This window comes from Duffyella gerundensis (genome assembly GCF_001517405.1).
In the GTDB taxonomy this organism is placed as follows: Bacteria; Pseudomonadota; Gammaproteobacteria; order Enterobacterales; family Enterobacteriaceae; genus Duffyella; species Duffyella gerundensis.
The window spans coordinates 931862-956337 of the sequence record NZ_LN907827.1; the positions used below are offsets into that span (position 1 = coordinate 931862).

General features: G+C 54.6%; 19 protein-coding genes, 3 tRNA genes, 3 rRNA genes and 1 pseudogene. 14 read left to right on the forward strand and 12 right to left on the reverse strand.

Going from position 1 to position 24476, the window contains the following annotated elements:
* Positions 1–37: 37 nt before the first annotated feature.
* Both EM595_RS04150 and metN read right to left on the reverse strand, forming a co-directional pair.
* The gene (locus EM595_RS04150; RefSeq protein ID WP_067428146.1) at positions 38–691 is read right to left on the reverse strand and encodes a methionine ABC transporter permease MetI; all 654 of its coding nucleotides are present in this window, start codon (positions 689–691) and stop codon (positions 38–40) included.
* A complete protein-coding gene (gene metN, locus EM595_RS04155; RefSeq protein WP_067428149.1) occupies positions 684–1715 on the reverse strand; it encodes a methionine ABC transporter ATP-binding protein MetN in 1032 nt (343 codons plus the stop codon). Before metN ends, EM595_RS04150 begins: the two co-directional genes overlap by 8 nt.
* Before the next feature lie 185 nt (positions 1716–1900).
* On the opposite strand from metN, the pseudogene gmhB reads away from it, so the two are divergent.
* The 7 genes and pseudogenes from gmhB (at position 1901) to EM595_RS04190 (ending at position 9178) form a co-directional block, all read left to right on the forward strand.
* Positions 1901–2460: pseudogene (gene gmhB, locus EM595_RS04160) on the forward strand (D-glycero-beta-D-manno-heptose 1,7-bisphosphate 7-phosphatase).
* 406 nt (positions 2461–2866) lie between these two features.
* Positions 2867–4408, forward strand: a 16S ribosomal RNA gene (locus EM595_RS04165).
* A gap of 90 nt (positions 4409–4498) precedes the next feature.
* Positions 4499–4573 (forward strand) — tRNA-Glu (locus tag EM595_RS04170).
* A 212-nt stretch (positions 4574–4785) separates the two neighbouring features.
* A 23S ribosomal RNA gene (locus EM595_RS04175) occupies positions 4786–7690 on the forward strand.
* Between the two features lie 98 nt (positions 7691–7788).
* A 5S ribosomal RNA gene (gene rrf / locus EM595_RS04180) occupies positions 7789–7904 on the forward strand.
* Together the 16S, 23S and 5S rRNA genes with 2 tRNA genes alongside form the textbook arrangement of a ribosomal RNA operon.
* Positions 7905–8001: 97 nt before the next feature.
* A tRNA-Asp gene (locus EM595_RS04185) sits at positions 8002–8078 on the forward strand.
* Positions 8079–8374: 296 nt separating this feature from the next.
* Positions 8375–9178, forward strand: a complete 804-nt coding sequence (locus EM595_RS04190; RefSeq protein ID WP_067428153.1) for an endonuclease/exonuclease/phosphatase family protein — start codon at positions 8375–8377, stop codon at positions 9176–9178.
* Positions 9179–9185: 7 nt separating this feature from the next.
* On the opposite strand, the gene EM595_RS04195 is transcribed toward EM595_RS04190, so the two are convergent.
* The 4 genes from EM595_RS04195 to gloB form a co-directional block, all read right to left on the reverse strand.
* Positions 9186–9875: a cyclase family protein gene (locus EM595_RS04195; RefSeq protein ID WP_067428155.1), complete on the reverse strand. Its 690-nt coding sequence runs from the start codon at positions 9873–9875 to the stop codon at positions 9186–9188.
* Complete coding sequence (locus EM595_RS04200) at positions 9872–11173, reverse strand: MFS transporter (RefSeq protein WP_067428157.1); 1302 nt, start codon at positions 11171–11173, stop codon at positions 9872–9874. Before EM595_RS04200 ends, EM595_RS04195 begins: the two co-directional genes overlap by 4 nt.
* 290 nt (positions 11174–11463) lie before the next feature.
* Positions 11464–12840, reverse strand: a complete 1377-nt coding sequence (mltD, locus tag EM595_RS04205) for a murein transglycosylase D (RefSeq protein ID WP_067428159.1) — start codon at positions 12838–12840, stop codon at positions 11464–11466.
* 71 nt (positions 12841–12911) lie between these two features.
* Complete coding sequence (gene gloB, locus EM595_RS04210) at positions 12912–13667, reverse strand: hydroxyacylglutathione hydrolase (protein WP_067428162.1); 756 nt, start codon at positions 13665–13667, stop codon at positions 12912–12914.
* A gap of 41 nt (positions 13668–13708) precedes the next feature.
* Between gloB and EM595_RS04215 the strand changes: the two genes are divergently transcribed.
* Positions 13709–14443: a class I SAM-dependent methyltransferase gene (locus EM595_RS04215; RefSeq protein ID WP_067428164.1), complete on the forward strand. Its 735-nt coding sequence runs from the start codon at positions 13709–13711 to the stop codon at positions 14441–14443.
* Here EM595_RS04215 and rnhA read toward each other — a convergent pair.
* Entirely contained in the window at positions 14428–14895 is a 468-nt protein-coding gene (gene rnhA, locus EM595_RS04220) for a ribonuclease HI (protein ID WP_067428166.1), read from the reverse strand. The genes EM595_RS04215 and rnhA overlap by 16 nt on opposite strands.
* A gap of 53 nt (positions 14896–14948) precedes the next feature.
* On the opposite strand from rnhA, the gene dnaQ reads away from it, so the two are divergent.
* Positions 14949–15677, forward strand: a complete 729-nt coding sequence (dnaQ, locus tag EM595_RS04225) for a DNA polymerase III subunit epsilon (RefSeq protein ID WP_067428168.1) — start codon at positions 14949–14951, stop codon at positions 15675–15677.
* A 134-nt stretch (positions 15678–15811) separates the two neighbouring features.
* Positions 15812–15888, forward strand: a tRNA-Asp gene (locus EM595_RS04230).
* Between the two features lie 46 nt (positions 15889–15934).
* Here EM595_RS04230 and EM595_RS04235 read toward each other — a convergent pair.
* On the reverse strand, positions 15935–17428 hold the full coding sequence (locus tag EM595_RS04235; RefSeq protein WP_067428170.1) for an NCS1 family nucleobase:cation symporter-1: 1494 nt from the start codon (positions 17426–17428) through the stop codon (positions 15935–15937).
* A gap of 140 nt (positions 17429–17568) precedes the next feature.
* Here EM595_RS04235 and EM595_RS04240 point away from each other — a divergent pair, with 140 nt between their 5' ends.
* The 4 genes from EM595_RS04240 (at position 17569) to EM595_RS04255 (ending at position 20888) form a co-directional block, all read left to right on the forward strand.
* Positions 17569–18288, forward strand: coding sequence for a GntR family transcriptional regulator (locus EM595_RS04240; protein WP_067428172.1), 720 nt, complete (start codon positions 17569–17571; stop codon positions 18286–18288).
* Positions 18285–19016, forward strand: a complete 732-nt coding sequence (gene hpxA / locus EM595_RS04245) for an allantoin racemase (protein ID WP_067428174.1) — start codon at positions 18285–18287, stop codon at positions 19014–19016. The genes EM595_RS04240 and hpxA overlap by 4 nt, the downstream gene beginning before the upstream one ends.
* A 35-nt stretch (positions 19017–19051) precedes the next feature.
* Positions 19052–20014 carry an allantoinase PuuE gene (gene puuE, locus EM595_RS04250; RefSeq protein WP_067428176.1) on the forward strand — a complete coding sequence of 321 codons (963 nt, stop codon included), beginning with the start codon at positions 19052–19054 and terminating at the stop codon, positions 20012–20014.
* A gap of 232 nt (positions 20015–20246) precedes the next feature.
* The gene (locus EM595_RS04255) at positions 20247–20888 is read left to right on the forward strand and encodes a glycosyltransferase family 32 protein (RefSeq protein WP_067428178.1); all 642 of its coding nucleotides are present in this window, start codon (positions 20247–20249) and stop codon (positions 20886–20888) included.
* A 23-nt stretch (positions 20889–20911) separates the two neighbouring features.
* Here EM595_RS04255 and hpxZ read toward each other — a convergent pair whose 3' ends face one another.
* The 4 genes from hpxZ to EM595_RS04275 are packed head-to-tail and all read right to left on the reverse strand — an operon-like array spanning position 20912 to position 24468.
* Positions 20912–21289, reverse strand: coding sequence for an oxalurate catabolism protein HpxZ (gene hpxZ, locus EM595_RS04260; RefSeq protein WP_067428180.1), 378 nt, complete (start codon positions 21287–21289; stop codon positions 20912–20914).
* A 1-nt stretch (position 21290) separates the two neighbouring features.
* Positions 21291–22688 (reverse strand): AtzE family amidohydrolase, encoded by a 1398-nt coding sequence (locus tag EM595_RS04265; RefSeq protein ID WP_067428182.1) that lies wholly within the window; start codon positions 22686–22688, stop codon positions 21291–21293.
* The gene (gene hpxX / locus EM595_RS04270) at positions 22685–22870 is read right to left on the reverse strand and encodes an oxalurate catabolism protein HpxX (RefSeq protein WP_067428184.1); all 186 of its coding nucleotides are present in this window, start codon (positions 22868–22870) and stop codon (positions 22685–22687) included. Before hpxX ends, EM595_RS04265 begins: the two co-directional genes overlap by 4 nt.
* Positions 22871–22881: 11 nt before the next feature.
* Complete coding sequence (locus EM595_RS04275) at positions 22882–24468, reverse strand: gamma-glutamyltransferase family protein (RefSeq protein ID WP_067428186.1); 1587 nt, start codon at positions 24466–24468, stop codon at positions 22882–22884.
* Positions 24469–24476 lie beyond the last annotated feature (8 nt).

Genomic DNA, 24476 nt, shown 5'->3' on the forward strand with positions numbered 1-24476 from the left:
CCTATCCTTAATAGTCGCAATAATTGATGTTGCTTGTTTATTTGTGAGTCACTGCGCGTACGATGCGGTCACCACAGAACTGAATTAAATACACCAGAATCACTAACAACACTAATACCGTATTCATCACAGTAGCGTTATAACCGACATAACCGTACTGAATGCCGATCTGTCCCAGACCGCCAGCGCCTACCGCGCCACCCATGGCTGAATAACCAACCAGCGTAATCAACGTAATTGTAGCGGCGTTGATCAGCCCCGGCAGCGCTTCAGGCAGTAATACCTTGCGGATAATCTGCATCGGTGTCGCACCCATTGCGCGTGATGCTTCAATTAAGCCGGTAGGCAGCTCCAGCAGGGTATTTTCCACCATGCGCGCAATAAAGGGCGCGGCGCCAATGGTAAGCGGCACAATCGCCGCCTGCAGACCGATCGACGTACCAACGAGCACGCGGGTAAACGGAATCATCCATACCAGCAGAATAATGAACGGAATAGAGCGGAAGATATTGACCAGCGCGGATACCGAACGGTACAGCTTCACGCTCGGCATAATCTGCCCTGGACGCGTGATATACAGCAGCACGCCGAAAGGCAGCCCCACCGCAAAGCCGAGAAAGCCCGAAACGAAGGTCATAACCAGCGTTTCCCATACGCCGCGGGCGAGTAACCACATCATTGCCTCAGACATAACCCAGCACCTCAACTTTCACATGATTTTCCTGCAGATAGGCAACGGCGGCCTGCGTATCCGTTTCGCTGCCGTGCATCTCTGCCAGCATGATGCCAAATTTAACGCCACCGGCGTAATCCATCTGGGCGCTGATAATGTTGTTGTTCACATTAAAGCGACGAGCCGTCTCTGACAGCAGCGGCGCGTCGACAGATTTGCCGGTGAATTCCAGACGCAATAAAGGAATGCCGTTCTGTCCGACTGTGGCTGACAGGCGATCGGCATAATCTTCCGGGATATCGAGATGCAGCGTCGACTGAATAAACTGCTGAGCAAGCGGCGTCTTTGGATGAGAGAAGACTTCGCTAACCGTGTCTTTTTCAATGAGCTGACCCTGACTGATCACCGCTACCTGATCACAGATGCGCTTGACCACATCCATTTCATGCGTGATTAACAGGATGGTTAAACCAAGGCGACGGTTAATATCCTTCAATAGCGCCAGGATAGAACGGGTAGTGGCGGGATCGAGTGCGCTGGTGGCCTCATCGCACAACAGGACTTTTGGATTGCTGGCCAGGGCACGAGCAATGGCGACGCGCTGTTTCTGTCCGCCCGACAGGTTTGCTGGCCAGGCGTCCTGTTTATCGGCCAGGCCAACCAGCTCAAGTAGTTCATTAACCCGCGTCTTAATCTCTTCACGCGAGGCATTACCCAGCTCAAGCGGCAGAGCAACGTTGCCGAACACCGTGCGTGAGTTCATTAGGTTAAAATGTTGAAAGATCATGCCGATTTCACGGCGCGCTTCCGTCAGTGCTTTTTCAGAAAGAGCGGTAAGATCTTTGCCATCAACCAATACGGTGCCGGAAGTGGGGCGCTCCAGTAGGTTGACGCAACGAATGAGCGTGCTTTTACCGGCGCCGGATGCGCCAATCACGCCATAAATCTGTCCGGCCGGAACATGCAGGCTGACATCATTAAGCGCTGATATGGTGCGTGTACCTTGCTCGAACACTTTGGTTATGTTGTTAAGTTTTATCATTAATCTTTATTATCGTAATCAAGTTGCCCATGGTGTACCGCCCTGGCTGTGCAGAACGGTCGAATTAGCTACGGATGTTAAGGCATCCAGACGTCTAAATCAATCGAAGTCATTCAATCCGCCATTCTCTCTTCTATTGCAATCATGCGATACTCAGCAGCATCTTTTGTAGCAGGAGCGTCTACGTGACCACTAAAGTCCCGGCAATTTTTCTCGATCGTGATGGCACCATTAATGTCGATCATGGGTATGTTCATGAAATCGACAATTTTCAGTTTATCGACGGCGTGATCGACGCTATGCGTGAACTCAAGGAAATGGGTTTTGCGCTGGTCATTGTGACCAACCAGTCTGGTATCGCTCGCGGCATGTATAGTGAAGAGCAATTCATGCAGTTAACGGAATGGATGGACTGGTCGCTGGCCGATCGCGATATCGATCTGGACGGCATTTATTTTTGCCCGCATCTGCCTGATGCATCGGTTGAAAACTATCGTCAGCAGTGCGACTGCCGTAAACCGCAACCCGGCATGATTTTATCAGCAGCAGAAGAGCTGGATATTGATCTGGCAGCTTCTTATATCGTCGGCGATAAAATTGATGATGTTATGGCCGGTAAAGCGGCAGGCGTGGGTAAAACAGTACTGGTGCGTACGGGTAAGCCCGTAACGCCTGAAGGCGAAGCGGCGGCAGATTGGGTAATAGAGAGTCTCGCATCGCTACCGCGCGTATAAAACAGGGTTAAACAGGCTGCTTTGACTAACTTTTAAGCGAACGAAATAAAAGTTAAAAAAAGCACTTGTCAGCTCGCAGAAAATCCCTATACTGCGCCTCCACTGACACGGAACAACGGCTTACACAGCGGCGCGTCAGGAGGTTCGGGAAGCTGAACCGCCGGAAAAAATCCTGAGAAAAGGGATTGACTCCGAAGGAGGAAAGCGTAATATACGCCACCTCGCAACGGACGGTTAACCCGCCGGTTGCGCTGCTCTTTAACAATTTATCAGACAATCTGTGTGGGCACTCGCAGGATTGATATCACGCGTCTCCGGACGCAAAAAAATATCAAGTCTTAAGAGTGAACACGTATTGAAATTCATTACGACGTTTTCCTTGAGCATCGCTTCACGAGTTGAAGCAAATCGAACTTTTAATTGAAGAGTTTGATCATGGCTCAGATTGAACGCTGGCGGCAGGCCTAACACATGCAAGTCGAACGGTAGCACAGAGGAGCTTGCTCCTTGGGTGACGAGTGGCGGACGGGTGAGTAATGTCTGGGGATCTGCCCGATGGAGGGGGATAACCACTGGAAACGGTGGCTAATACCGCATAACGTCGCAAGACCAAAGTGGGGGACCTTCGGGCCTCACACCATCGGATGAACCCAGATGGGATTAGCTAGTAGGTGGGGTAACGGCTCACCTAGGCGACGATCCCTAGCTGGTCTGAGAGGATGACCAGCCACACTGGAACTGAGACACGGTCCAGACTCCTACGGGAGGCAGCAGTGGGGAATATTGCACAATGGGCGCAAGCCTGATGCAGCCATGCCGCGTGTATGAAGAAGGCCTTCGGGTTGTAAAGTACTTTCAGCGGGGAGGAAGGGGACGAGGTTAATAACCTCGTTCATTGACGTTACCCGCAGAAGAAGCACCGGCTAACTCCGTGCCAGCAGCCGCGGTAATACGGAGGGTGCAAGCGTTAATCGGAATTACTGGGCGTAAAGCGCACGCAGGCGGTCTGTTAAGTCAGATGTGAAATCCCCGGGCTTAACCTGGGAACTGCATTTGAAACTGGCAGGCTTGAGTCTTGTAGAGGGGGGTAGAATTCCAGGTGTAGCGGTGAAATGCGTAGAGATCTGGAGGAATACCGGTGGCGAAGGCGGCCCCCTGGACAAAGACTGACGCTCAGGTGCGAAAGCGTGGGGAGCAAACAGGATTAGATACCCTGGTAGTCCACGCCGTAAACGATGTCGACTTGGAGGCTGTGAGCATGACTCGTGGCTTCCGGAGCTAACGCGTTAAGTCGACCGCCTGGGGAGTACGGCCGCAAGGTTAAAACTCAAATGAATTGACGGGGGCCCGCACAAGCGGTGGAGCATGTGGTTTAATTCGATGCAACGCGAAGAACCTTACCTGCTCTTGACATCCACGGAATTCGGCAGAGATGCCTTAGTGCCTTCGGGAACCGTGAGACAGGTGCTGCATGGCTGTCGTCAGCTCGTGTTGTGAAATGTTGGGTTAAGTCCCGCAACGAGCGCAACCCTTATCCTTTGTTGCCAGCGATTCGGTCGGGAACTCAAAGGAGACTGCCGGTGATAAACCGGAGGAAGGTGGGGATGACGTCAAGTCATCATGGCCCTTACGAGCAGGGCTACACACGTGCTACAATGGCGCATACAAAGAGAAGCGACCTCGCGAGAGCAAGCGGACCTCACAAAGTGCGTCGTAGTCCGGATCGGAGTCTGCAACTCGACTCCGTGAAGTCGGAATCGCTAGTAATCGTGGATCAGAATGCCACGGTGAATACGTTCCCGGGCCTTGTACACACCGCCCGTCACACCATGGGAGTGGGTTGCAAAAGAAGTAGGTAGCTTAACCTTCGGGAGGGCGCTTACCACTTTGTGATTCATGACTGGGGTGAAGTCGTAACAAGGTAACCGTAGGGGAACCTGCGGTTGGATCACCTCCTTACCTGAAGATACCTTCCCGCGCAGTGTCCACACAGATTGTCTGATAGAAAGTAAAGAAGCAGGACGGCTGCGAAGTCGAGACACCTTGTGTGTCCCCTTCGTCTAGCGGTTAGGACTCCGCCCTTTCACGGCGGCAACAGGGGTTCGAATCCCCTAGGGGACGCCACCTGCTCGGTGACAGGTGAAAGGTGTCGCTGAAAAATAGCCTGAAGTGCGCCCGCGGGTGTCCTTTGTGATATTTGCTCTTTAACAATCCGGAACAAGCTGAAAATTGAAACGACACGTCGTCGCGTCCCTCCGTAATAAGGGGCGCAGAGMGCGGCGTGTTCGCGTCACGCTTATGACCGCAGCGTCTCACGAGACGCCTGTGGGTTGTGAGGTTAAGTGACGAAGCGTACACGGTGGATGCCCAGGCAGTCAGAGGCGATGAAGGGCGTGCTAATCTGCGATAAGCGTCGGTAAGGTGATATGAACCGCAACAGCCGACGATACCCGAATGGGGAAACCCGGTGCACCCAGGTGCATCATTGCAGCATGAATACATAGTGCTGCAAGGCGAACCGGGGGAACTGAAACATCTAAGTACCCCGAGGAAAAGAAATCAACCGAGATTCCCCCAGTAGCGGCGAGCGAACGGGGAGGAGCCCGGAACCATCATCAGCTTGTGCATTAGTGGAAGCGTCTGGAAAGTCGCACGGTACAGGGTGACAGTCCCGTACACAAAAATGCACCTGCTGTGAGTTCGAAGAGTAGGGCGGGACACGTGGTATCCTGTCTGAATATGGGGGGACCATCCTCCAAGGCTAAATACTCCTGACTGACCGATAGTGAACCAGTACCGTGAGGGAAAGGCGAAAAGAACCCCGGCGAGGGGAGTGAAACAGAACCTGAAACCGTGTACGTACAAGCAGTGGGAGCACCTTCGTGGTGTGACTGCGTACCTTTTGTATAATGGGTCAGCGACTTATATTCTGTAGCAAGGTTAACCGTATAGGGGAGCCGCAGGGAAACCGAGTCTTAACTGGGCGTTAAGTTGCAGGGTATAGACCCGAAACCCGGTGATCTAGCCATGGGCAGGTTGAAGGTTGGGTAACACTAACTGGAGGACCGAACCGACTAATGTTGAAAAATTAGCGGATGACCTGTGGCTGGGGGTGAAAGGCCAATCAAACCGGGAGATAGCTGGTTCTCCCCGAAAGCTATTTAGGTAGCGCCTCGTGAACTCATCTTCGGGGGTAGAGCACTGTTTCGGCTAGGGGGCCATCCCGGCTTACCAACCCGATGCAAACTGCGAATACCGAAGAATGTTATCACGGGAGACACACGGCGGGTGCTAACGTCCGTCGTGAAGAGGGAAACAACCCAGACCGCCAGCTAAGGTCCCAAAGTCATGGTTAAGTGGGAAACGATGTGGGAAGGCCCAGACAGCCAGGATGTTGGCTTAGAAGCAGCCATCATTTAAAGAAAGCGTAATAGCTCACTGGTCGAGTCGGCCTGCGCGGAAGATGTAACGGGGCTAAACCATGCACCGAAGCTGCGGCAGCGGCGCGCAAGCGTTGTTGGGTAGGGGAGCGTTCTGTAAGCCGTCGAAGGTGGACTGTGAGGTCTGCTGGAGGTATCAGAAGTGCGAATGCTGACATAAGTAACGATAAAGCGGGTGAAAAGCCCGCTCGCCGGAAGACCAAGGGTTCCTGTTCAACGTTAATCGGAGCAGGGTGAGTCGACCCCTAAGGCGAGGCCGAAAGGCGTAGTCGATGGGAAACAGGTTAATATTCCTGTACTCGGTGTTGCTGCGAAGGGGGGACGGAGAAGGTTAGGTTGGCCGGGCGACGGTTGTCCCGGTTTAAGCGTGTAGGTGTGTGTTCCAGGCAAATCCGGTTCACTTTAACACTGAGGCGTGACGACGAGGCACTACGGTGCTGAAGCAACTGATACCCTGCTTCCAGGAAAAGCCTCTAAGCATCAGGCAGCATCAAATCGTACCCCAAACCGACACAGGTGGTCAGGTAGAGAATACCAAGGCGCTTGAGAGAACTCGGGTGAAGGAACTAGGCAAAATGGTGCCGTAACTTCGGGAGAAGGCACGCTGGCGCGTAGGTGGAGGGACTTGCTCCCCGAGCCGAAGCCAGTCGAAGATACCAGCTGGCTGCAACTGTTTATTAAAAACACAGCACTGTGCAAACACGAAAGTGGACGTATACGGTGTGACGCCTGCCCGGTGCCGGAAGGTTAATTGATGGGGTTATCGCAAGAGAAGCTCCTGATCGAAGCCCCGGTAAACGGCGGCCGTAACTATAACGGTCCTAAGGTAGCGAAATTCCTTGTCGGGTAAGTTCCGACCTGCACGAATGGCGTAATGATGGCCAGGCTGTCTCCACCCGAGACTCAGTGAAATTGAACTCGCTGTGAAGATGCAGTGTACCCGCGGCAAGACGGAAAGACCCCGTGAACCTTTACTACAGCTTGACACTGAACATTGAGCCTTGATGTGTAGGATAGGTGGGAGGCTTTGAAGCGCGGACGCCAGTCCGCGTGGAGCCAACCTTGAAATACCACCCTTTAACGTTTGATGTTCTAACGTGGCCCCGTGATCCGGGGTGCGGACAGTGTCTGGTGGGTAGTTTGACTGGGGCGGTCTCCTCCCAAAGCGTAACGGAGGAGCACGAAGGTCAGCTAATCACGGTCGGACATCGTGAGGTTAGTGCAATGGCATAAGCTGGCTTGACTGCGAGAGTGACGGCTCGAGCAGGTGCGAAAGCAGGTCATAGTGATCCGGTGGTTCTGAATGGAAGGGCCATCGCTCAACGGATAAAAGGTACTCCGGGGATAACAGGCTGATACCGCCCAAGAGTTCATATCGACGGCGGTGTTTGGCACCTCGATGTCGGCTCATCACATCCTGGGGCTGAAGTAGGTCCCAAGGGTACGGCTGTTCGCCGTTTAAAGTGGTACGCGAGCTGGGTTTAGAACGTCGTGAGACAGTTCGGTCCCTATCTGCCGTGGGCGCTGGAGAACTGAGGGGGGCTGCTCCTAGTACGAGAGGACCGGAGTGGACGCATCACTGGTGTTCGGGTTGTCATGCCAATGGCACTGCCCGGTAGCTAAATGCGGAAAAGATAAGCGCTGAAAGCATCTAAGCGCGAAACTTGCCCCGAGATGAGTTCTCCCTGAGACTATAAGTCTCCTGAAGGGACGTTGAAGACTACGACGTTGATAGGCCGGGTGTGTAAGCGCAGCGATGCGTTGAGCTAACCGGTACTAATGACCCGTGAGGCTTAACCTTACAACGCCACAGGCGTTTTGCAGTGACGCGGTTTCAATTTTCAGCACGTACCGGATTATCGGGCCCGCCTTTTTTGGGGGGGTCCGGAACAGAATTTGCCTGGCGGCACTAGCGCGGTGGTCCCACCTGACCCCATGCCGAACTCAGAAGTGAAACGCCGTAGCGCCGATGGTAGTGTGGGGTCTCCCCATGCGAGAGTAGGGAACTGCCAGGCATCAAATTAGGCCAGTAATGGCCATGACCTGACCGGTGACGCGGCGGGGCGATATACCTGAGTCAGCACGGACGTGCGGACGCAGTACAGAATCGGTGGAGCGGTAGTTCAGTTGGTTAGAATACCTGCCTGTCACGCAGGGGGTCGCGGGTTCGAGCCCCGTCCGTTCCGCCACTAAATAGAGAGGCCCTGACAATGATGTCAGGGCTTTTTTTATTTTTTTTGAATAGATCACACTGTCCGCCTCATTTTTAACCAGCCTCATCAAACAGCGTTTTACTATAAAATCTGCTGACCCGCCAATTTAAGCTGTTTCTCAGCGATAAAATCCTGCAATCGTCAATAAAAGCAGCGAGCAGAAACATTTACTTGCGCGATTGCTCTGCTAATTGAACCTCATAGATTGAAAGTAAAGATTAAAGCCCCTATAACTGATCATCAGTAAGTTAATTTAAGGTTCAGTGGGTCACGTGCGAAAGAAAACCTATGCCATGCGCTATGTAGCAGGACAGCCAGTCGAGAGAATTTTTCCTCCTGGTGCGATGCTACACGTCGGGCAAGCACTGCCGCCAGGTGAGCCTCTTCCTGCTGAAGACACGCTAAAAGTGCTGGTCTGGAATATTTTTAAGCAGCAACGCGCTGAATGGCTGTCGGTTCTGCAAAATTTTGGCAAAGATGCTCACCTGGTTTTACTTCAGGAGGCGCAAACTACGCCAGAACTAATAGATTTTGCGACTTCCAACTATTTGGCCGCCGATCAGGTGCCTGCTTTTGTATTGCCGCAGCATCCCTCTGGTGTGATGACCCTTGCTTCCGCGCATCCTGTTTACTGCTGCCCTTTACGTGAGCGTGAGCCCCTGCTGCGTCTGGCCAAATCAGCTCTGGTTACTGCGTATCCGTTGCCGACCAAACAAATGTTAATGGTGGTCAATATCCACGCGGTCAACTTTAGTCTTGGCATCGACGTTTACAGTAAGCAGCTAGGACCGATCGGCGAGCAGATAATCCATCACACAGGGCCGGTGATTATGGCTGGCGATTTCAATGCCTGGAGCCGCCAGCGCATTAATGCGTTGTATCAGTTTGCCCGGGAGATGGGGCTGGATGAAGTCATGTTCACCGACGATCACCGCCGTAAAGCGTTTGGCAGGCCGCTGGATTTCATTTTTTATCGGGGTATGGAGGTGAAAGCAGCATCCGTTCTGGTCACTCGTGCTTCCGATCACAATCCCTTGCTGGTTGAGTTCCATCCTAACCGCACTGCTATCTTGTAAACCGCCGCTATTCCACTAAAGCGATCGCTCTGACCGGGGATGCCGATCCGCCAGCGATCCTCAAGGGCAGGGCGATAAAGGTAAAGATCGGCGGTAACCGATCAAGATTAGCAAGATTCTCTATAATCAGACTATCCGAACCCAGCAAGGCCTGATGTACCGGATAGTGATGATTCGACCATGCATCCATCGACATCGCATCGGTCCCTACTACTTTCACCTTTTTCTCTCCCAGCCAGCGCGCGCCAGCTGCCGATAAGCCAGGCCAGTCCGCAAGGAACGGAGCATGGTCAGGCCTGAGCCGCCATTTGTTATGATAGCCGGTGCGAAAAATCACAATGTCGCCTGCCGCAATTTCACCATGGCTCTCCTCCCATGCCTGCATCTCACTGATACCAAATTCAGCTGCTGCTGGCGTAGAAGACACATCAATGCAAATACCGCGCCCCAGCAACTGGCGCACGTCGATCTCCTCAATGGTTTTACCATCAGGAATAAAATGCGCAGGGGAATCAACATGGGTACCACAATGGTCGCCCATAAGGAGTTGGTTGTTGTAGTTGCCGTCTCCCGCCGCATAGCTTTCAGCGGTGGCACGAATGAATTTTGGATGTGACGGCCAGACCGGCATATTCTCTTCGTAGAGATGGCTCAATTCAACGATCTGACTGTTGCGCAGAAGTAATGGCAGATTCATTTTACCTCCTCTTTAAGGTGAACGGTTTCTCTGATAAAGCAAAGTGGGATGCAGGAGAGCAGCAGTACGCCGACAATTACCGCATAATGGACGTTAAAGCCCCAGCTGTGAATTATCCATCCGCTAACTGGCGCAACCAGAATGCCTGCGATGCCAACGGCAAGGCCAATCATTAAACCCATACTTGATGCAGCCGCCTGAGGCGCAGAATCGATCAATAGCGCATAGGCTACCGGATAAGGCGAGTTGCGGAACAGCCCCCAAAAGATCAGAATGATCCAGCCCAGCATTGCCGTATGGATAAAGGCGCACAAAGCACTGGCCACTATCCAGCCTGCGATAATAATGCCGAGCGATGATTTACGCCCCCTGACATCAGAAAAGCCACCCCAGATAATCTGTCCTATCCAGCCTGTCAGCCCGGAAGCACCTGAAATGATCGCCGCGGTAGAGAGATCTAAATGCACTTCGCGAGTCAGTTGCAGGGTCAGAAAATTAGCGATACCCATTTCTGCCCAGGTAAAGCCAAAAACCAGCGCAATCGCTAACAGGCAATTACGGTTTTTAAGGCAGCTAAAAGATGACGCGATGCTCATCTTCTTTGGCTGAGCGGCAATCGGGCGCGTCAGGTTATTTTCATTTATCCAGCTGAAAACCTTTTGATGGTTCTTTTTGGTGCCCACAATTAATTGCAGAACCACAATAATCAGGCCAATAAGTGGAATAAACAGGAAAGCCTGGCGCCAGCTGCCAAAGCTAAGAATGGCAGCGATGAGCAGTGGACCCACGAACTGGCCAAGCGGAAAGCCGGTATGGTGAACGCCAATTGCGAATCCCCGGTTCTCTTTTTGCCACCATTCGCCCAGTAGCGCGACATTAATCGGCTCAGAGCCACCTGTGCCCATTCCCATCAACACACGCAGCGCCTGAAAGGCGATCAGCGTCTTGCAGAAGGCCGTCGCGACGCCGGATACAATCTCTACGAGAACCGCCAGGCACCAGCTGTAGCAACGCCTGTAACCGGTGCCGATATAGTCGGAGAGGAAACCAAAAAGCACTGCACCGGCAAGCGTGCCGAAGAAGCTGAGAGAATTTATCCAGCCAGCCTGCATTTCAGTGAGATTGAAATCCTGCATAATCGCCGGCAGCAGGGTAGGAAGAATAATGCGGTCAATCGAGTTCATGAGAATGGCCAGCGTTGTGATTACCAGCATCCACCAGGAGATCGGATGGGCGCGAGGAATCATGCGGGCACGTACGGGCTTTGGCGTTTTTTGAGGTTGTTGTAAATGTGACATAGAAGACCCTGCCTTTGAAAACGTCGTACGATGACGTGAAGCACCTTATTATCAGATTGTTTGGCGCATCCTGTGGCGCTATCGGCTTATATTGTTATCAAGCGACTCTGCCAGTGTTATTTATCCTGAGCAGAGATGTTCTACCATACAAGTATCAATCGTATGATAAATGATCTGTGTCACGCTATCTTTGGTAACGGCGTTGTTACAAAAAATGAAACGGCAGTGGCAGGGCAGGAGGGGAAAATGAAGAAAAAAGAAAAGGCTGACGTTAAGTCAGCCTTTCGGTTTTAGCTATCTGGGGTTGCATTGTTGTCTACAAATAACGTTAGCTTATCGCCTGGTTGAATGTTTTTAGCATTGTTAACCACGCCATTCCACCGCAGCACGTCTTTGATATTGACGTTATGACGGCGGGCAATACTGGCAAGAGAATCACCCTTCTGGACCTTGTAGGTGATGCTGTTGCCGTTATCAGCTAACTCAGCGCTGTCTGTCGCGCTGGTGTTCAACGTCTGGCCCGGACGAATATCAGCTCCGCGCAGACTGTTCATCTGCTTGAGATCCTGTACCGTCACGCCCAGCTTACTGGCTATACCAGAAAGGGTATCGCCCGTACGGACTTTATAGCCGCCAGCACTGGTGGCTTTCGCCAACTCAGTGGGTTGTACCGCAGCAATATCGCCGGAAGCCAGCGAGTTGCGTAGCTTAGCGACATTCGATTTTGGCACCATAATATAGTGCGGACCGTTTGGCGCTGTTTTACCACGCGTATAACCCGTGTTAAAACTTTTCAGCTTGGTCAATGACATGCCGGCCATTTCTGCCGCCTGAGTCAACTCGATCTGCTGTCCTACTTCAACCCGCGCCAGCGCACGACTTTCGTTAGACGTTGGCAGTCGAATACCATATCGCTTGTTGTTTTTCAGAAGCTCGCCTAACGCCAGCATCTTCGGTACATAAACCGTGGTTTCACGCGGTAGCGACAGATGCCAGAAGTCGGTAGGTTTACCCTGAGCCTTGTTCTGTTTCATCGCTTTCAGCACGCGTCCTTCACCGCTGTTATAGGCCGCTACGGTAAGTAGCCAGTCGCCATCAAACATGCCGTTAAGGCGCTGCATCATATCCAGCGCAACCTTGGTCGAGGCGACAATATCACGTCGGCCGTCATACCATTTGGTCTGCTTAAGACCATAATTACGCCCCGTGCTCGGGACAATCTGCCAGATGCCTGCGGCATTTGCGGCGGATGTCGCGTGGGGGTCAAAAGCGCTCTCCACTATGGGTAGCAGTACCAGTTCCATCGGCATTTTGCGTTGCTTAATCTGCTCGACAATCCAGTACATATACGGCTCTGCCCGTAATGTTACATCGTGGAGATAGCTCTTGTTCTTCAGGTACTTCTGTTTTTGCTCGCGTATCCGGGGATTTTCCGGAATCTGCATCTTCAGCTCGTCAGTAACGAAACTCCACAGATCATTGTTCTGGCCGAGGCGGGTTCCATCATCCTGCCAACGCGGCGACAATAATCGATCTGCGTACTTTTCGTTTTCACTTTGACCAGCTGAGGACAAACTCTGTGCGTGCTGTTCGGGACCGGCGTCATTCCGTGATGCCTGACAACCCACCAGCAAGACAGAGGCGAGAAATATCGCTGTTGCCTTCATATGTGTGTCAATAGTTCGCTTAAAAGACGAGCAACTATACGTGCTCACTCCTGACAACACAACCTTAAAAATCAGGAACGATCCTTCTTCTGCCGTAATAAGGCAAAAACGTCCCATGGATGCTGCGGTGGCACATCGAAGCCAATAGCCCTTTGCAAATCAGTATCTTGCGTTCTCAAAAATAAATTTATTTGCCTTTCGTGCGCCAGTTTTGTGGGTAAACTGCTGCCGTTTTTGGCGCGTAACTTCTTAATTTCCCGGTAATAGGCATTAATTACGCTATCTTCAGGCAAAATTGTGCGTGCAAAGTTTAAGTTAGATAACGTGTATTCATGAGCAGCGCAAATGATTGTGTCAGCCGGTAAATCATTAAGTTTCTGAAAAGACTCATACATTTGTTCTGCTGTGCCTTCGAAAAGACGACCGCAACCGGCAGAAAATATCGTATCGCCGCTAAAAAGATAAGGCGAGCTGTAATATGAGATATGTCCTAAAGTATGTCCGGGGGTGAAGATAACACTAAATTCGCAGCCCAAAATAGCGACCTTATCGCCTTCACTGACGATGGTCGTTGCACCCTTATCTTGTGTTTCTTGCGGGCCATAGACCACCAGATCGGGGAAGGTCGCGCAGAGTTTTTTTACGCCATCAACATGGTCGCCATGATGGTGCGTCAGCAGGATGGCATGGGGTTGCCAGCCATGCTGCTTGATGGCGGCCAGTACCGGATCGGCTTCGCCCGGATCGACAATCAGACAGCGATTCTGCTCGTCGTGCAAAATCCAGATGTAATTATCTTGTAGGGCGGGAATACTGATAAGATTCATAAACACCTCTTGCAGGCTCAGGAAAACAACGATGGTAAAGCATGAAGCCGGCTAAAACACAGCAAATTCTCACCGCGCCGCACGCATGGCGTGATATGCCCTGGGGCGAATTCTTTCGTGATGCGCTGAACCAACATCTGCAGCCTTGCTTTGCAAAACTCTACGGTTTTCATATGCTTAAAATCGGTGATCTGAGCGCGGAGATTGATACCCGCTCCTGCGCCATTTCCCATCAGGTTAATGTGGGCAGCGCAGCAAGCTCACTACATGTGCAAGCGAGTCCGTTACAGTTGCCGTTTGAAGCGAAATCCATTGATGCCTGTTTGTTAGCCCATACGCTTACCTGGAGTCAGGATCCCCATCGTATTCTGCGTGAGGCCGATCGCGTATTAATTGATGATGGCTGGCTGGTGATCAGCGGCTTCAATCCGTTCAGCCTGTTAGGCATGGGGAAGGCGGTGCCCGGTTTGCGCAGTCGTGCGCCCTGCAGCGGCAGAATGTTCAGCCAGATGCGGCTGCTCGACTGGCTGGGCGTACTCAATTATGAAGTGATCTATCGCACGCGCTTTCAGGTGGTGCCGTGGAATCGTCAGGGCGGGAAGATGATCAGTGCGCATTTGCCGGCGCTGGGCTGCCTGAATATTGCGGTTGCCCGCAAGCGCACCTTCCCGCTGACCTTAACGCCAGCGAAAAAAGCGCGCTCTGCTGCGCCTATCCGGCAGACCGCCAGCGCGACGCGACAGTTTCGGCAGCGCAACGATCAGGACGCTGGTTGATAGCCAATATCCTCAAACGCCGGATTTTCCGCTGCGGAACGCGCCAGCTCATCACAGCGTTCGTTTTCAGGATGACCGGCGTGGCCTTTTACCCATTCCCAGCGAATTTCATGATGGCTTAGCGCCGTATCCAGCCGTTTCCACAGGTCGACGTTTTTCACCGGCTTTTTATCAGCGGTTTTCCAGCCGCGTTTCTTCCAGTTATGAATCCAACTGGTAATGCCCTGACGGACATACTGGCTGTCAGTGCTCAGCACCACTTCACACGGCTGCGTCAGCGCTTCCAGCGCTACAATCGCCGCCATCAGCTCCATCCGGTTGTTAGTGGTCAGATGGTAGCCCGCGCTAAAGGTTTTTTCGTGATGCTGATAGCGCACAATCGCGCCATACCCGCCGGGACCGGGATTACCGAGGCAGGAACCGTCGGTGAAAATTTCTACCTGTTTGCGCATCTCTGGTAGACTTCCTTCAGAAAAAACGCCAAGTCTGACATAAAACAGGTCCTATGAGCACTGCAAATAACCGCCAGATAATTCTCGATACAGAAACCACCGGTATGAACATGATCGGCGTGCACTATGAAGGGCACCGCATCATTGAGATCGGTGCGGTTGAAGTGATCAATCGCCGGTTAACCGGCAACAACTTTCATATGTATCTGAAGCCCGATCGGCTGGTGGATCCGGAAGCATTTGGCGTCCACGGTATCGCCGATGAGTTTCTCGCCGATAAGCCGATGTTCGGCGACATTGTTGATGAATTTCTCGATTACATTCGCGGTGCCGAGTTGGTGATTCATAACGCGTCGTTTGATATCGGCTTTATGGATTATGAGTTCGGCATGCTGAACCGCGGCATCGGTAAAACGGAAACCTTCTGCAAGATCACCGATAGCCTGGCGATGGCGCGCAAAATGTTTCCAGGCAAGCGCAACAGCCTTGATGCGCTCTGCTCGCGCTATGAGATTGATAACAGCAAGCGTACGCTGCACGGCGCACTGCTCGATGCCGAGATCCTGTCTGACGTTTTTCTGATGATGACCGGCGGGCAAACCTCGCTGGCATTTGCCCATGAAAGCGACCGCCAGGGAAGCAACGGCGAGACCATTCAGCGCATTGCGCGTCCGGCGTCGGCACTCAGGGTTATCCACGCATCCGATGAAGAGACGATGGCACATGAGCAGCGTCTTGATCTGGTGCAGAAGAAGGGCGGCAGTTGCCTGTGGCGCGGCTAAGCGCAAGGTTTTTAGGCGGATTATCTGCGTTGCGCTGAAAAAAGAAGCAAACGCGTCTTTGGCTAATAAAAAGCGTTGACGATATCGCTGACTGCCCTTAATATGCGCCTCGTTCCCGACGGGGAACACAGCGCGGAGCGGTAGTTCAGTTGGTTAGAATACCTGCCTGTCACGCAGGGGGTCGCGGGTTCGAGCCCCGTCCGTTCCGCCAAGCTTTAAGAGAGGCCGATTCAGTAATGAATCGGCCTTTTGTCGTTTTAGTCCTTCTGCAATACTGGCTGCGTGTTATAGCCCGCCGCTGGCAACGCTTCCCGCTCATCACGCGCTATCCAGCGATAGCATCCGGCACCCAGCGCCGCGCCGATAAACCAGCTGAAATTAGCCAAACCATGCAGTGACGGAATAAAGCTGATGATCAGGCAAATCCCTACCGACGGCAGCAGCACCGCAATCGCTTTTGGATTAAACCCACCGCGATACCAGTAACGACCCTGCGGCGTATCATTGAACAGCTCATCGACGTAAATCCGGCCGCGCTTAATCAGATAAAAATCCGCCAGCAGAATGCCAAATAGCGGTCCAATAAACGATCCGAGCACATCAAGCGTGTAATGGATCAGCTCTGGCGACTGAAACAGGTTCCACGGCGTTAGCAGCACCGATCCTACCGCGGCGATCATGCCGCCGGTGCGGAAGCTGATTTTTTGCGGTGAGCAGTTTGAGAAATCAAACGCAGGCGACACAAAGTTGGCGACGATATTGATACCGATGGTCGCGATGATCATCGTTAGCAGCCCCAGCGCCACCGCCACATCGTTGCCGACCATGCTTACCGTTTCAATCGGATCGGTAATCATGCGGCCAAACAGTGACTGGCTACCTGAGACGATCACCACGGTCACGATAGAAAACAGCAGGAAGTTAAACGGCAAGCCCCAGCGGTTGCCACGACGAATTTCGCCCATGCTTTTGCCATAGCGTGAAAAGTCGCCAAAGTTAAGCAGCGGGCCAGAGAAGTAGGAGACCACCAGTGCGGTTGCGGTGATCATCTGCCAGGTCTGTTCACCGGTGGTCAGCGATTTGCTGGCGAGGGTAAACGAAATGCCATCGAAGCCGGTTTTGTATACAATCCATCCGGCCAGCGCCACCATCACCACATATACCGCCGGTCCCGCTACATCGATAAAGCGTTTGATCGCATTCATGCCGTGCCAGAACACCATCGCCTGCAGCAACCACATCACGCCAAAGCAAATCCAACCCAGCGGGGAGAGGCCCAGCCAGCCGCCCAGCGTCAAACTGTGCAGCGCAGGCCAGAATTTCAGCATCACCAGCATCAATGCGTTGGCCGCCAGATAGGTCTGAATGCCGTACCAGGCAAAGGCGATCAGCCCGCGGATCACCGCCGGAATATTGGCACCGAACACGCCAAACGCCTGACGACAAATCACCGCATAGGGCACGCCTGCCATCTGGCTCGGCTTCGCCACCAGATTAGCGCACACCTGCACAATACAGATACCAATCAGCAAACAGAGCAGCACCTGCCAGCTGGCCAGTCCCAGCGTAAAGAAGCTGGCGGCAACCACATAGCCGCCCATGCTGTGTACATCGGACATCCAGAAAGAAAAGATGTTGTACCAGTTCCAGGTTTGATTACGGGTAGGTGCCAGGTCCTCATTGCAGAGGCGCGGGCTGTAACGTGCATCACTATTTACGGCTTTTATGCGGTCAGAGGAATGATGTGGCATGAAAACTGCTCCTTACACTCATTGGATAATAACGATATGCAACGGTATTGCAGGATCCAGGCCAACCTTCTGGTTTTGTATACCAATTATCCTTTCCTTGTATACGATGGATGACAAAACCTTACTTTATGGAGCAGGTCATGAAGAGTGAAGTTACCCTCAGAACCGCGTCCGATCTGGCTGATAAAGATGAACCTATCTATCAGGCTTTGATGAACGCCATTGTTGAGCACCAGCTACCGCCGGGAAGCAAACTGCCGGAAGAGGCGTTGTCAGCGGTTTTTGGTATTAGCCGTACCGGCATTCGCAAAGTGCTGCAGCGCCTTGCCGCAGTGCAAATGGTGACGCTGACGCCCAAACGTGGTGCACAAGTCGCCACCCCGGCGGTGGATGAAGCCAGAGAGATCTTTGCCACCCGCAGTCTGCTGGAATGCGCCAATTTGCCTGCGGTACTGGCGCATTTGCAGCCGCCGCATCTGGTGGCGCTGGACAAGCTGATCCGTCAGGAACAGCGCGCCCATGATGCGCACGATGGTGCCGCAGCCATTCGCTGCTCAGCCGCCTTTCATATCCAGCTGCAGGCCATCGCGGGGAATCAGGTGTTGACCGACCTGGTCACCCGTTTGAGCCAGCGCTCGTCGCTGGTGATTGCTGCCTGGGGCGCGCCATGGCAGCAGGGCTGTCGCTGCCACGATCATGAACAGCTCCTGACGTTGCTGCGTAAAAAGGCGCTACCGGCGCTGACTGACACCTTGCAGCAACACTTTTCGCATATCGTGGCCAGTCTGCGCTTTGAACGCGATGGCGATACGCTGCCCGATTTTGATCGTATTTTTGCCTCACAAGGAGCCGCGAAATGAGCGTGATTCAAGTTATCAATCCCAATACCAGCGACGCGATGACCGCCACCATCGCCGCCGCCGCGCGCGCCGTAGCGGCACCCGGCACCGAGATTATCGCGGTGTCTGCCGCACAGGGCGTGCCGTCGATCGAAGGCCATTTTGATGAGGCGATCGCCGCGGTGGGTGTGCTGGAGCAGATTAACCGTGGCAAAGCACAGGGCGTCGATGGTCATGTCATTGCCTGCTTTGGCGATCCAGGTCTGCTGGCGGCACGCGAGCTGGCGCGTGGGCCGGTGATCGGCATCGCCGAAGCAGCAATGCACATGGCAACGCTGGTGGCGACGCGTTTTACCGTGGTGACCACCTTGCCGCGCACGCTGGTCATCGCGCGCCATCTGCTGCGGCAATACGGTTTTGAGCACCACTGCGCGGCGCTGCATGCTATCGATCTGCCGGTGCTGGCGCTGGAAGATGGCAGTGGCATTGCACAGGAAAAAGTGCGGCAGCGTTGTATACAGGCGCTGCGTGAAGATGGCTGCGGCGCAATCGTGCTGGGTTGCGGCGGCATGGCCTCGCTGGCGCGCGATCTGACGCAGGAGGTTGGCGTGCCGATCATTGATGGCGTCAGCGCGGCGGTAAAAATGGTGGAGGCGCTGATCGGCCTCGGATTATCCACCAGCAAGCAGGGCGATTTAGCCTGGCCGCTGAGAAAAACCATGACCGGCGCCTTTGAGCACCTAAACTAACAGGCATGTCCCGGCGTGCAGACAGGAAAATTGATATGAGCGACAGTCAGGAAAAACGTGAGTACAGCTTCAACAAAAACTATCCGCGCGATCTGCGTGGCTATGCAGGCAATCCGCCACACGCTGCCTGGCCAAATCAGGCGAAAATTGCCGTTCAGTTTGTACTGAATTACGAAGAGGGTGCGGAAAACAACGTGCTGCACGGCGACGCCGGTTCCGAGCAGTTCCTGTCCGATATTATCGGCGCGGCGAGCTATCCCGATCGGCATATGTCGATGGAGTCGCTTTATGAATACGGTTCCCGCGCGGGGTTCTGGCGCATTCACAACGAGTTTCAGGCGCGTGGCCTGCCGCTGAGCGTGTTTGGCGTGGCGATGGCACTGGCGCGTCATCCCGATATCGTTGCGGCGATCAAGGCGGCGGATTATGACGTGGTCAGTCATGGCTGGCGCTGGATCCATTATCAGGCGATGGATGCGAAAACTGAACGTCAGCACATGCAGCAGGCGGTGGACGTATTGCAGGATCTGTTTGGCAAGGCGCCCACCGGCTGGTACACCGGCCGCGACAGCCCCAATACGCGACGGCTGGTGGTGGAGCAGGGCGGCTTCAGCTATGACAGCGACTACTACGGCGACGATCTGCCGTTCTGGTCGCAGGTTACCTGCCAGGATGGCACGGTGAAACCGCATCTGATCATTCCCTATACGCTGGAATGCAACGACATGCGCTTTGCCACGCCGCAGGGCTTTAACACCGCCGAACAGTTTTATACCTACCTGAAAGACAGCTTCGACGTGCTCTATGCCGAAGGGGAAACCGCGCCGAAAATGATGTCAGTGGGCATGCACTGTCGGCTGCTGGGCCGTCCGGGGCGCTTTCGTGCACTGCAACGTTTTCTCGATTATATCCAGCAGCACGACAACGTCTGGATCTGCAGTCGCCAGCAGATTGCCGATCACTGGTTGCAGCATCATCCTGCGCCCACCAGCGAATAAGACTGTCCAATCCTGAGCGCCTGTTCAGGATTGCTTCTCTCCACGTAAAAGTTAAGTCTCCTCACGGTTGTGTCGCCTGATGGTTTTACCTCCCGCTTTTGTTACCTGTGGGCCTGGATGGGCATGACGTTTCTGTTGATGGCATTAAAATCTTAAACACAGAGCCCAGTGGCGACACAAGAGCAGGGTACCGTTCTGGTTATGCGTTTAAACAGAGAGTGAACAACCGCGTATGAATATTCCCAAAGTGATCCATATGGTCTGGATTGGTGATGAGTCACGTCGCCCCGATACGTTGATCAACAGCTGGAGAGATAAAAATCCCGAATGGAAAATAAAAGTTTGGGGCAATCGGGAGTTGGCGGAGACCCGATGGATTAATCATGCGCACATCAACAGCATGAAACCACGCAGTCTTGCGGGCGTTGCCGACATGATGCGGTATGAAATTTTGCTACGTGAAGGCGGTTTTGCCGTGGACGCTGACACCTGTTGCATCCGTCCGTTGGCCGACTGGTTATTTGACAGCCAGGTCTGTGTGGCCTGGGAGAATGAGATAATTCGGCCCGGCGTGCTGGCCAACGGCTATCTTGCCGCTGAGCCAGAAGCCGCGCTAATTTCAGAAGTCATTCTGACGATAAAAAACAAGCCCAGCGTTGTTGATAATCTGCCGTGGATAACGACCGGGCCGAAAACCTTAACCGATACGGTAAATCGTCTGAACTATGCCAATATTACCCGCTGGCCAAGCCACTACTTCATTCCGCACCACTTTACCGGCACGAAGTATTTAGGTAATGGCAACATTTTCGCATACCAACTCTGGGGGTCAACGCGTGACATCAACGATCAATTGGCCGATATAGCGCTTTAAGGCACACACCGCTGCCGCTGATATCAGGACATCAGGCTGACCTGCGCGGCCACAATGCGCCAGCCATCCGCCATTCGCACCCAGCTCTGCTGCTGGCGACCAATGCGATCGCTGCCTGCGCGGGTAAACTCCGTGCTACACACCGCAAAATCATCCCCGAAGGTGGTGATCACCGTATTGCGCAGCGTGCGTGCCAGGCCCGCCGCAGGGCGAGCCTGACGAAAAGCACGGATTTCTTCGATGCCGTAGAGATTCTCTCCCGCACCCAGCCGCACCGTTCGCGCGTCGTGCCAGAACAGCTCATCCAGCACCGCCACATCATTGCTGACCAGCGCCTGCTCGTAGCGCTGAAAGGCCGCGGTCACCGCCGCCAGCACGTCCGGTTGATTAATGCGTTGCATGTCAGACTCCTTCTGCAGTGAGTTGCGGCATAACCAGCCCGTGTTGTTCCAGTACGCGCGCCACGCGCAAGCCCATCTCCTCTTTAAACGGCGCGGAGATAAGCTGCAGGCCGATCGGCAAGCCGCTGGCGGTTTGTAGCGGTACGGTGGTTACCGGCAGCCCTAAAAATGAGATCGGCTGAGTCAGCATGCCCATATTGGCGCGCGTCGGCAGATCGGTGCCGTTAATGCGTATCGTCTCCTGGCCAATCAGCGTCGCGCTGCAGGGCGTGGCGGGCGCAATCAGCACGTCGACCTGCTGAAACAGCGCCTGCATCTGCTGCTGGGCGTGACGACGAAAACGCTGCGCCTGCACGTACCAGGCCGCAGGCAGCATGGCACCGGCCAGCAGCCGTTCACGCGAAAGCGGCTCAAACTGCTCGGGTGAACGACGCAGGGCAGGCAGATAATGATTGCCGCCTTCTGATGCGGTAATGATAAACGCCGAGGATCGTGACAGTTCGGCATCGGCCAGCAGCACGGTTTCGCTCGCTTCCAGCACCTGGGCGGCCCGTGTTACCGCATTGCGCGCATCGTCATCACACCAGGTTTGAAAATAGCCGCCGAGCACGCCGCAACGTATTCCCGCCAGCCCGTTCTCCAGCGAGGCACTCACCGGCGCGCCTGGCGCATCAGCCTGGAACGCATCCTGCGCGTCACGGCCTTGCAGCGCATCATAGACCAGTGCCAGATCGCTGGCGTTGCGGGCAAAGGGGCCAATATGGTCGAGGCTGGCAACAAAAGGGTGCGATCCGCTGCGCGACAGGCGGCCAAAGGTCGGCTTCAGGCCAAAAATGCCGCACAGTGAAGCGGGCACGCGAATGGAACCGTTGGTATCACTGCCGAGTGAGAAATGTACCAGGCCTGCGGCCACCGCTGCGGCCGATCCGCCTGACGACCCCCCGGCGATGCGCGTCACGTCACGCGGATTGCGGGTCGCGCCATAATGGCTGTTTTCTGTGGTAAACCCATAGGCGTAGGCGTCCATATTCAGCATGCCGGTAAGCAGCGCGCCGCTGGCATGCAGCTGGCGAACCGCCCAGGCATCCTGCGTTGCCACCGCCCGATCGCGGAACAGGCTGGCTCCGGCCAGCGTGCTATGGCCCGCCACATCAAACAGATTTTTAACCGCGTAGGGAATACCGGCCAGCGGCCCGAGCGGAGCCCCGGCGCGGCGCTGCCGATCAACGGCATCCGCTTCCTGCAGCAGCCTTTCTCCGGTAACGGTGGTCCAGGCATTGATCTGCGGATTGTGTATGTCGATAGCGCGTAGCGTGTGCTCAGCGATATCACGGGCGCTCAACTCGCCGCGGCTCTGCGCCGACTGCAGTTGAGCAAGGGTTAATGCGGTGAGGTTCATGCCTGATAAACCCCCGCAACTTCCAGTCGGTCGTCCAGCGGAAAGGCCATCAGCGGCTCGGCCATGGCAGCGATGCGGGTAAACTGCGTCAGCAGTTCGGCCCGTCGCGCTTCATCCAGCGGTACCGCAAGGATCTGTTCCATTTGCGCCACGTAGGTGGCCCAGTCAACATTGTGTTGCATAATAACTCCTCTCAGAAACCGGCGGCGCTGCCGTTACTGCGCGGATCGAAAGCGCCTTCCAGCATGCCGTTGTTGTGACGAACGATGGCACCAGCGTGGCCCACCGCTTCGCTGTAATCGGTCAACATTTCCACTTCATGGCCGCGGTCACGTAGTCGCTGAGCCACCGTTGGATCGAAGCGGTTTTCCAGCTTCAGCGAATCAGATGCCTGGCCCCAGGTGCGGCCCAGCAGCCAGCGCGGCGCGCTCACCGCCTGTTGTAGCGGCATGTGCTGGATAACGTGGCGGGTAAAAATCGCCGCCTGAGTTTGCGGTTGGCCGTCGCCGCCCATCGAGCCATATACCATGGTGCGGCCATCGTGCAGGCGGGCTGCCGCCGGGTTGAGGGTGTGAAAAGGTTGCTTACCCGGCGCCAGCGTCAGCAGGTGATCCGGCTGCAGGCTAAAAGCGGCGCCGCGGTTTTGCCAGGTGATACCGCTTTCCGGCAGCACCACGCCGCTACCAAACTCGTGATACAGGCTCTGAATAAAAGAGACCGCCAGGCCGCTGCTATCCATCACGCCCATCCACACTGTGTCGCCTGGCCCACGCCCGGTGCCCCAGGGGGCGGCCTGATGTTCATTTACGCCGCTGGCCAGCGCTGCCAGCCGCTCTGGCTCCAGCAGCGTCTGCATATCTTCCTGCATATGCCGCGGATCGGTGATATAGCGATCGCGCAGGCCAAAGGCGATTTTGGTTGCCTCAACGATACGGTGCACGGTTTCGGCATCATCTGCATCCGCCATCGCCAGATGATCGGTGATGCCTAAAATCGCCAGCGACACCAGCCCCTGTGTCGGCGGTGCCATATTAAAAATCTCGCCGCTGCTGTGAGTTACCCGTAGCGGCGTCCGGCGCTGAGCCTGATGATGGTGTAGATCATCCAGCGTGATCGGCATGCCGAGCTGCGACATCTCGCGCGCCAGCTGACGTGCGAGATTGCCGCGATAAAAACTTTCCAGCCCCTCTTCACAAAGCTGGCTCAGCGTGGCCGCCAGCGCAGGCTGTACAAACCGGCTGCCGGCGCGTGGCGCGTGGCCATCCGGTAAATAGGTGACGGCAAAGCCGGGCTGATCGCTCAGCTCAGCCAGCTTGCTGGCCGTGGCGCTGGCCTGAGACTGCGTTACCGGAATGCCATCAGCGGCGTAACGAATGGCATCGCGCAGCAGGCGAGGCAGCGGCAGAGCCTGTCCGCCCAGCTCAGTGGAAAATTGCAGCGCCTCTGACCAGCCGCTGACCGTACCGGCAACCGTCAGTGCGGCCTTTGGCCCGCGATGCGGGATAGCGGTTTCGCCGTGATAAAAATCGGGGTGCGCCAGCGATCCCGCTGCGCCGCTGGCATCAATCGCCAGCGGTTCACCGCCGGGCGGCAGGATCATCCAGAAGCCGTCGCCACCCAGCCCATTCATGTGCGGATAGACCACCGCAATGGTTGCCGCCGCCGCGACCATCGCCTCAATCGCATTGCCGCCTTCACGCAGCACCGCCAGCGCACTTTCGCTGGCCAGATGATGAGGCGTTACCGCCATTCCCAGCGGTGCCATGTTACTTTGCATCATTATTTACT

What these genes read in the sequence shown, in the direction of transcription:
- EM595_RS04150 (WP_067428146.1), bottom strand. Translation starts at nt 691, where the DNA reads ATGTCTGAGGCAATGATGTGGTTACTCGCCCGCGGCGTATGGGAAACG.
- metN (WP_067428149.1), bottom strand. Translation starts at nt 1,715, where the DNA reads ATGATAAAACTTAACAACATAACCAAAGTGTTCGAGCAAGGTACACGC.
- EM595_RS04195 (WP_067428155.1), bottom strand. Translation starts at nt 9,875, where the DNA reads ATGAATCTGCCATTACTTCTGCGCAACAGTCAGATCGTTGAATTGAGC.
- EM595_RS04200 (WP_067428157.1), bottom strand. Translation starts at nt 11,173, where the DNA reads ATGTCACATTTACAACAACCTCAAAAAACGCCAAAGCCCGTACGTGCC.
- mltD (WP_067428159.1), bottom strand. Translation starts at nt 12,840, where the DNA reads ATGAAGGCAACAGCGATATTTCTCGCCTCTGTCTTGCTGGTGGGTTGT.
- gloB (WP_067428162.1), bottom strand. Translation starts at nt 13,667, where the DNA reads ATGAATCTTATCAGTATTCCCGCCCTACAAGATAATTACATCTGGATT.
- EM595_RS04215 (WP_067428164.1), top strand. Translation starts at nt 13,709, where the DNA reads ATGAAGCCGGCTAAAACACAGCAAATTCTCACCGCGCCGCACGCATGG.
- rnhA (WP_067428166.1), bottom strand. Translation starts at nt 14,895, where the DNA reads ATGCGCAAACAGGTAGAAATTTTCACCGACGGTTCCTGCCTCGGTAAT.
- dnaQ (WP_067428168.1), top strand. Translation starts at nt 14,949, where the DNA reads ATGAGCACTGCAAATAACCGCCAGATAATTCTCGATACAGAAACCACC.
- EM595_RS04235 (WP_067428170.1), bottom strand. Translation starts at nt 17,428, where the DNA reads ATGCCACATCATTCCTCTGACCGCATAAAAGCCGTAAATAGTGATGCA.
- EM595_RS04240 (WP_067428172.1), top strand. Translation starts at nt 17,569, where the DNA reads ATGAAGAGTGAAGTTACCCTCAGAACCGCGTCCGATCTGGCTGATAAA.
- hpxA (WP_067428174.1), top strand. Translation starts at nt 18,285, where the DNA reads ATGAGCGTGATTCAAGTTATCAATCCCAATACCAGCGACGCGATGACC.
- puuE (WP_067428176.1), top strand. Translation starts at nt 19,052, where the DNA reads ATGAGCGACAGTCAGGAAAAACGTGAGTACAGCTTCAACAAAAACTAT.
- EM595_RS04255 (WP_067428178.1), top strand. Translation starts at nt 20,247, where the DNA reads ATGAATATTCCCAAAGTGATCCATATGGTCTGGATTGGTGATGAGTCA.
- hpxZ (WP_067428180.1), bottom strand. Translation starts at nt 21,289, where the DNA reads ATGCAACGCATTAATCAACCGGACGTGCTGGCGGCGGTGACCGCGGCC.
- EM595_RS04265 (WP_067428182.1), bottom strand. Translation starts at nt 22,688, where the DNA reads ATGAACCTCACCGCATTAACCCTTGCTCAACTGCAGTCGGCGCAGAGC.
- hpxX (WP_067428184.1), bottom strand. Translation starts at nt 22,870, where the DNA reads ATGCAACACAATGTTGACTGGGCCACCTACGTGGCGCAAATGGAACAG.
- EM595_RS04275 (WP_067428186.1), bottom strand. Translation starts at nt 24,468, where the DNA reads ATGATGCAAAGTAACATGGCACCGCTGGGAATGGCGGTAACGCCTCAT.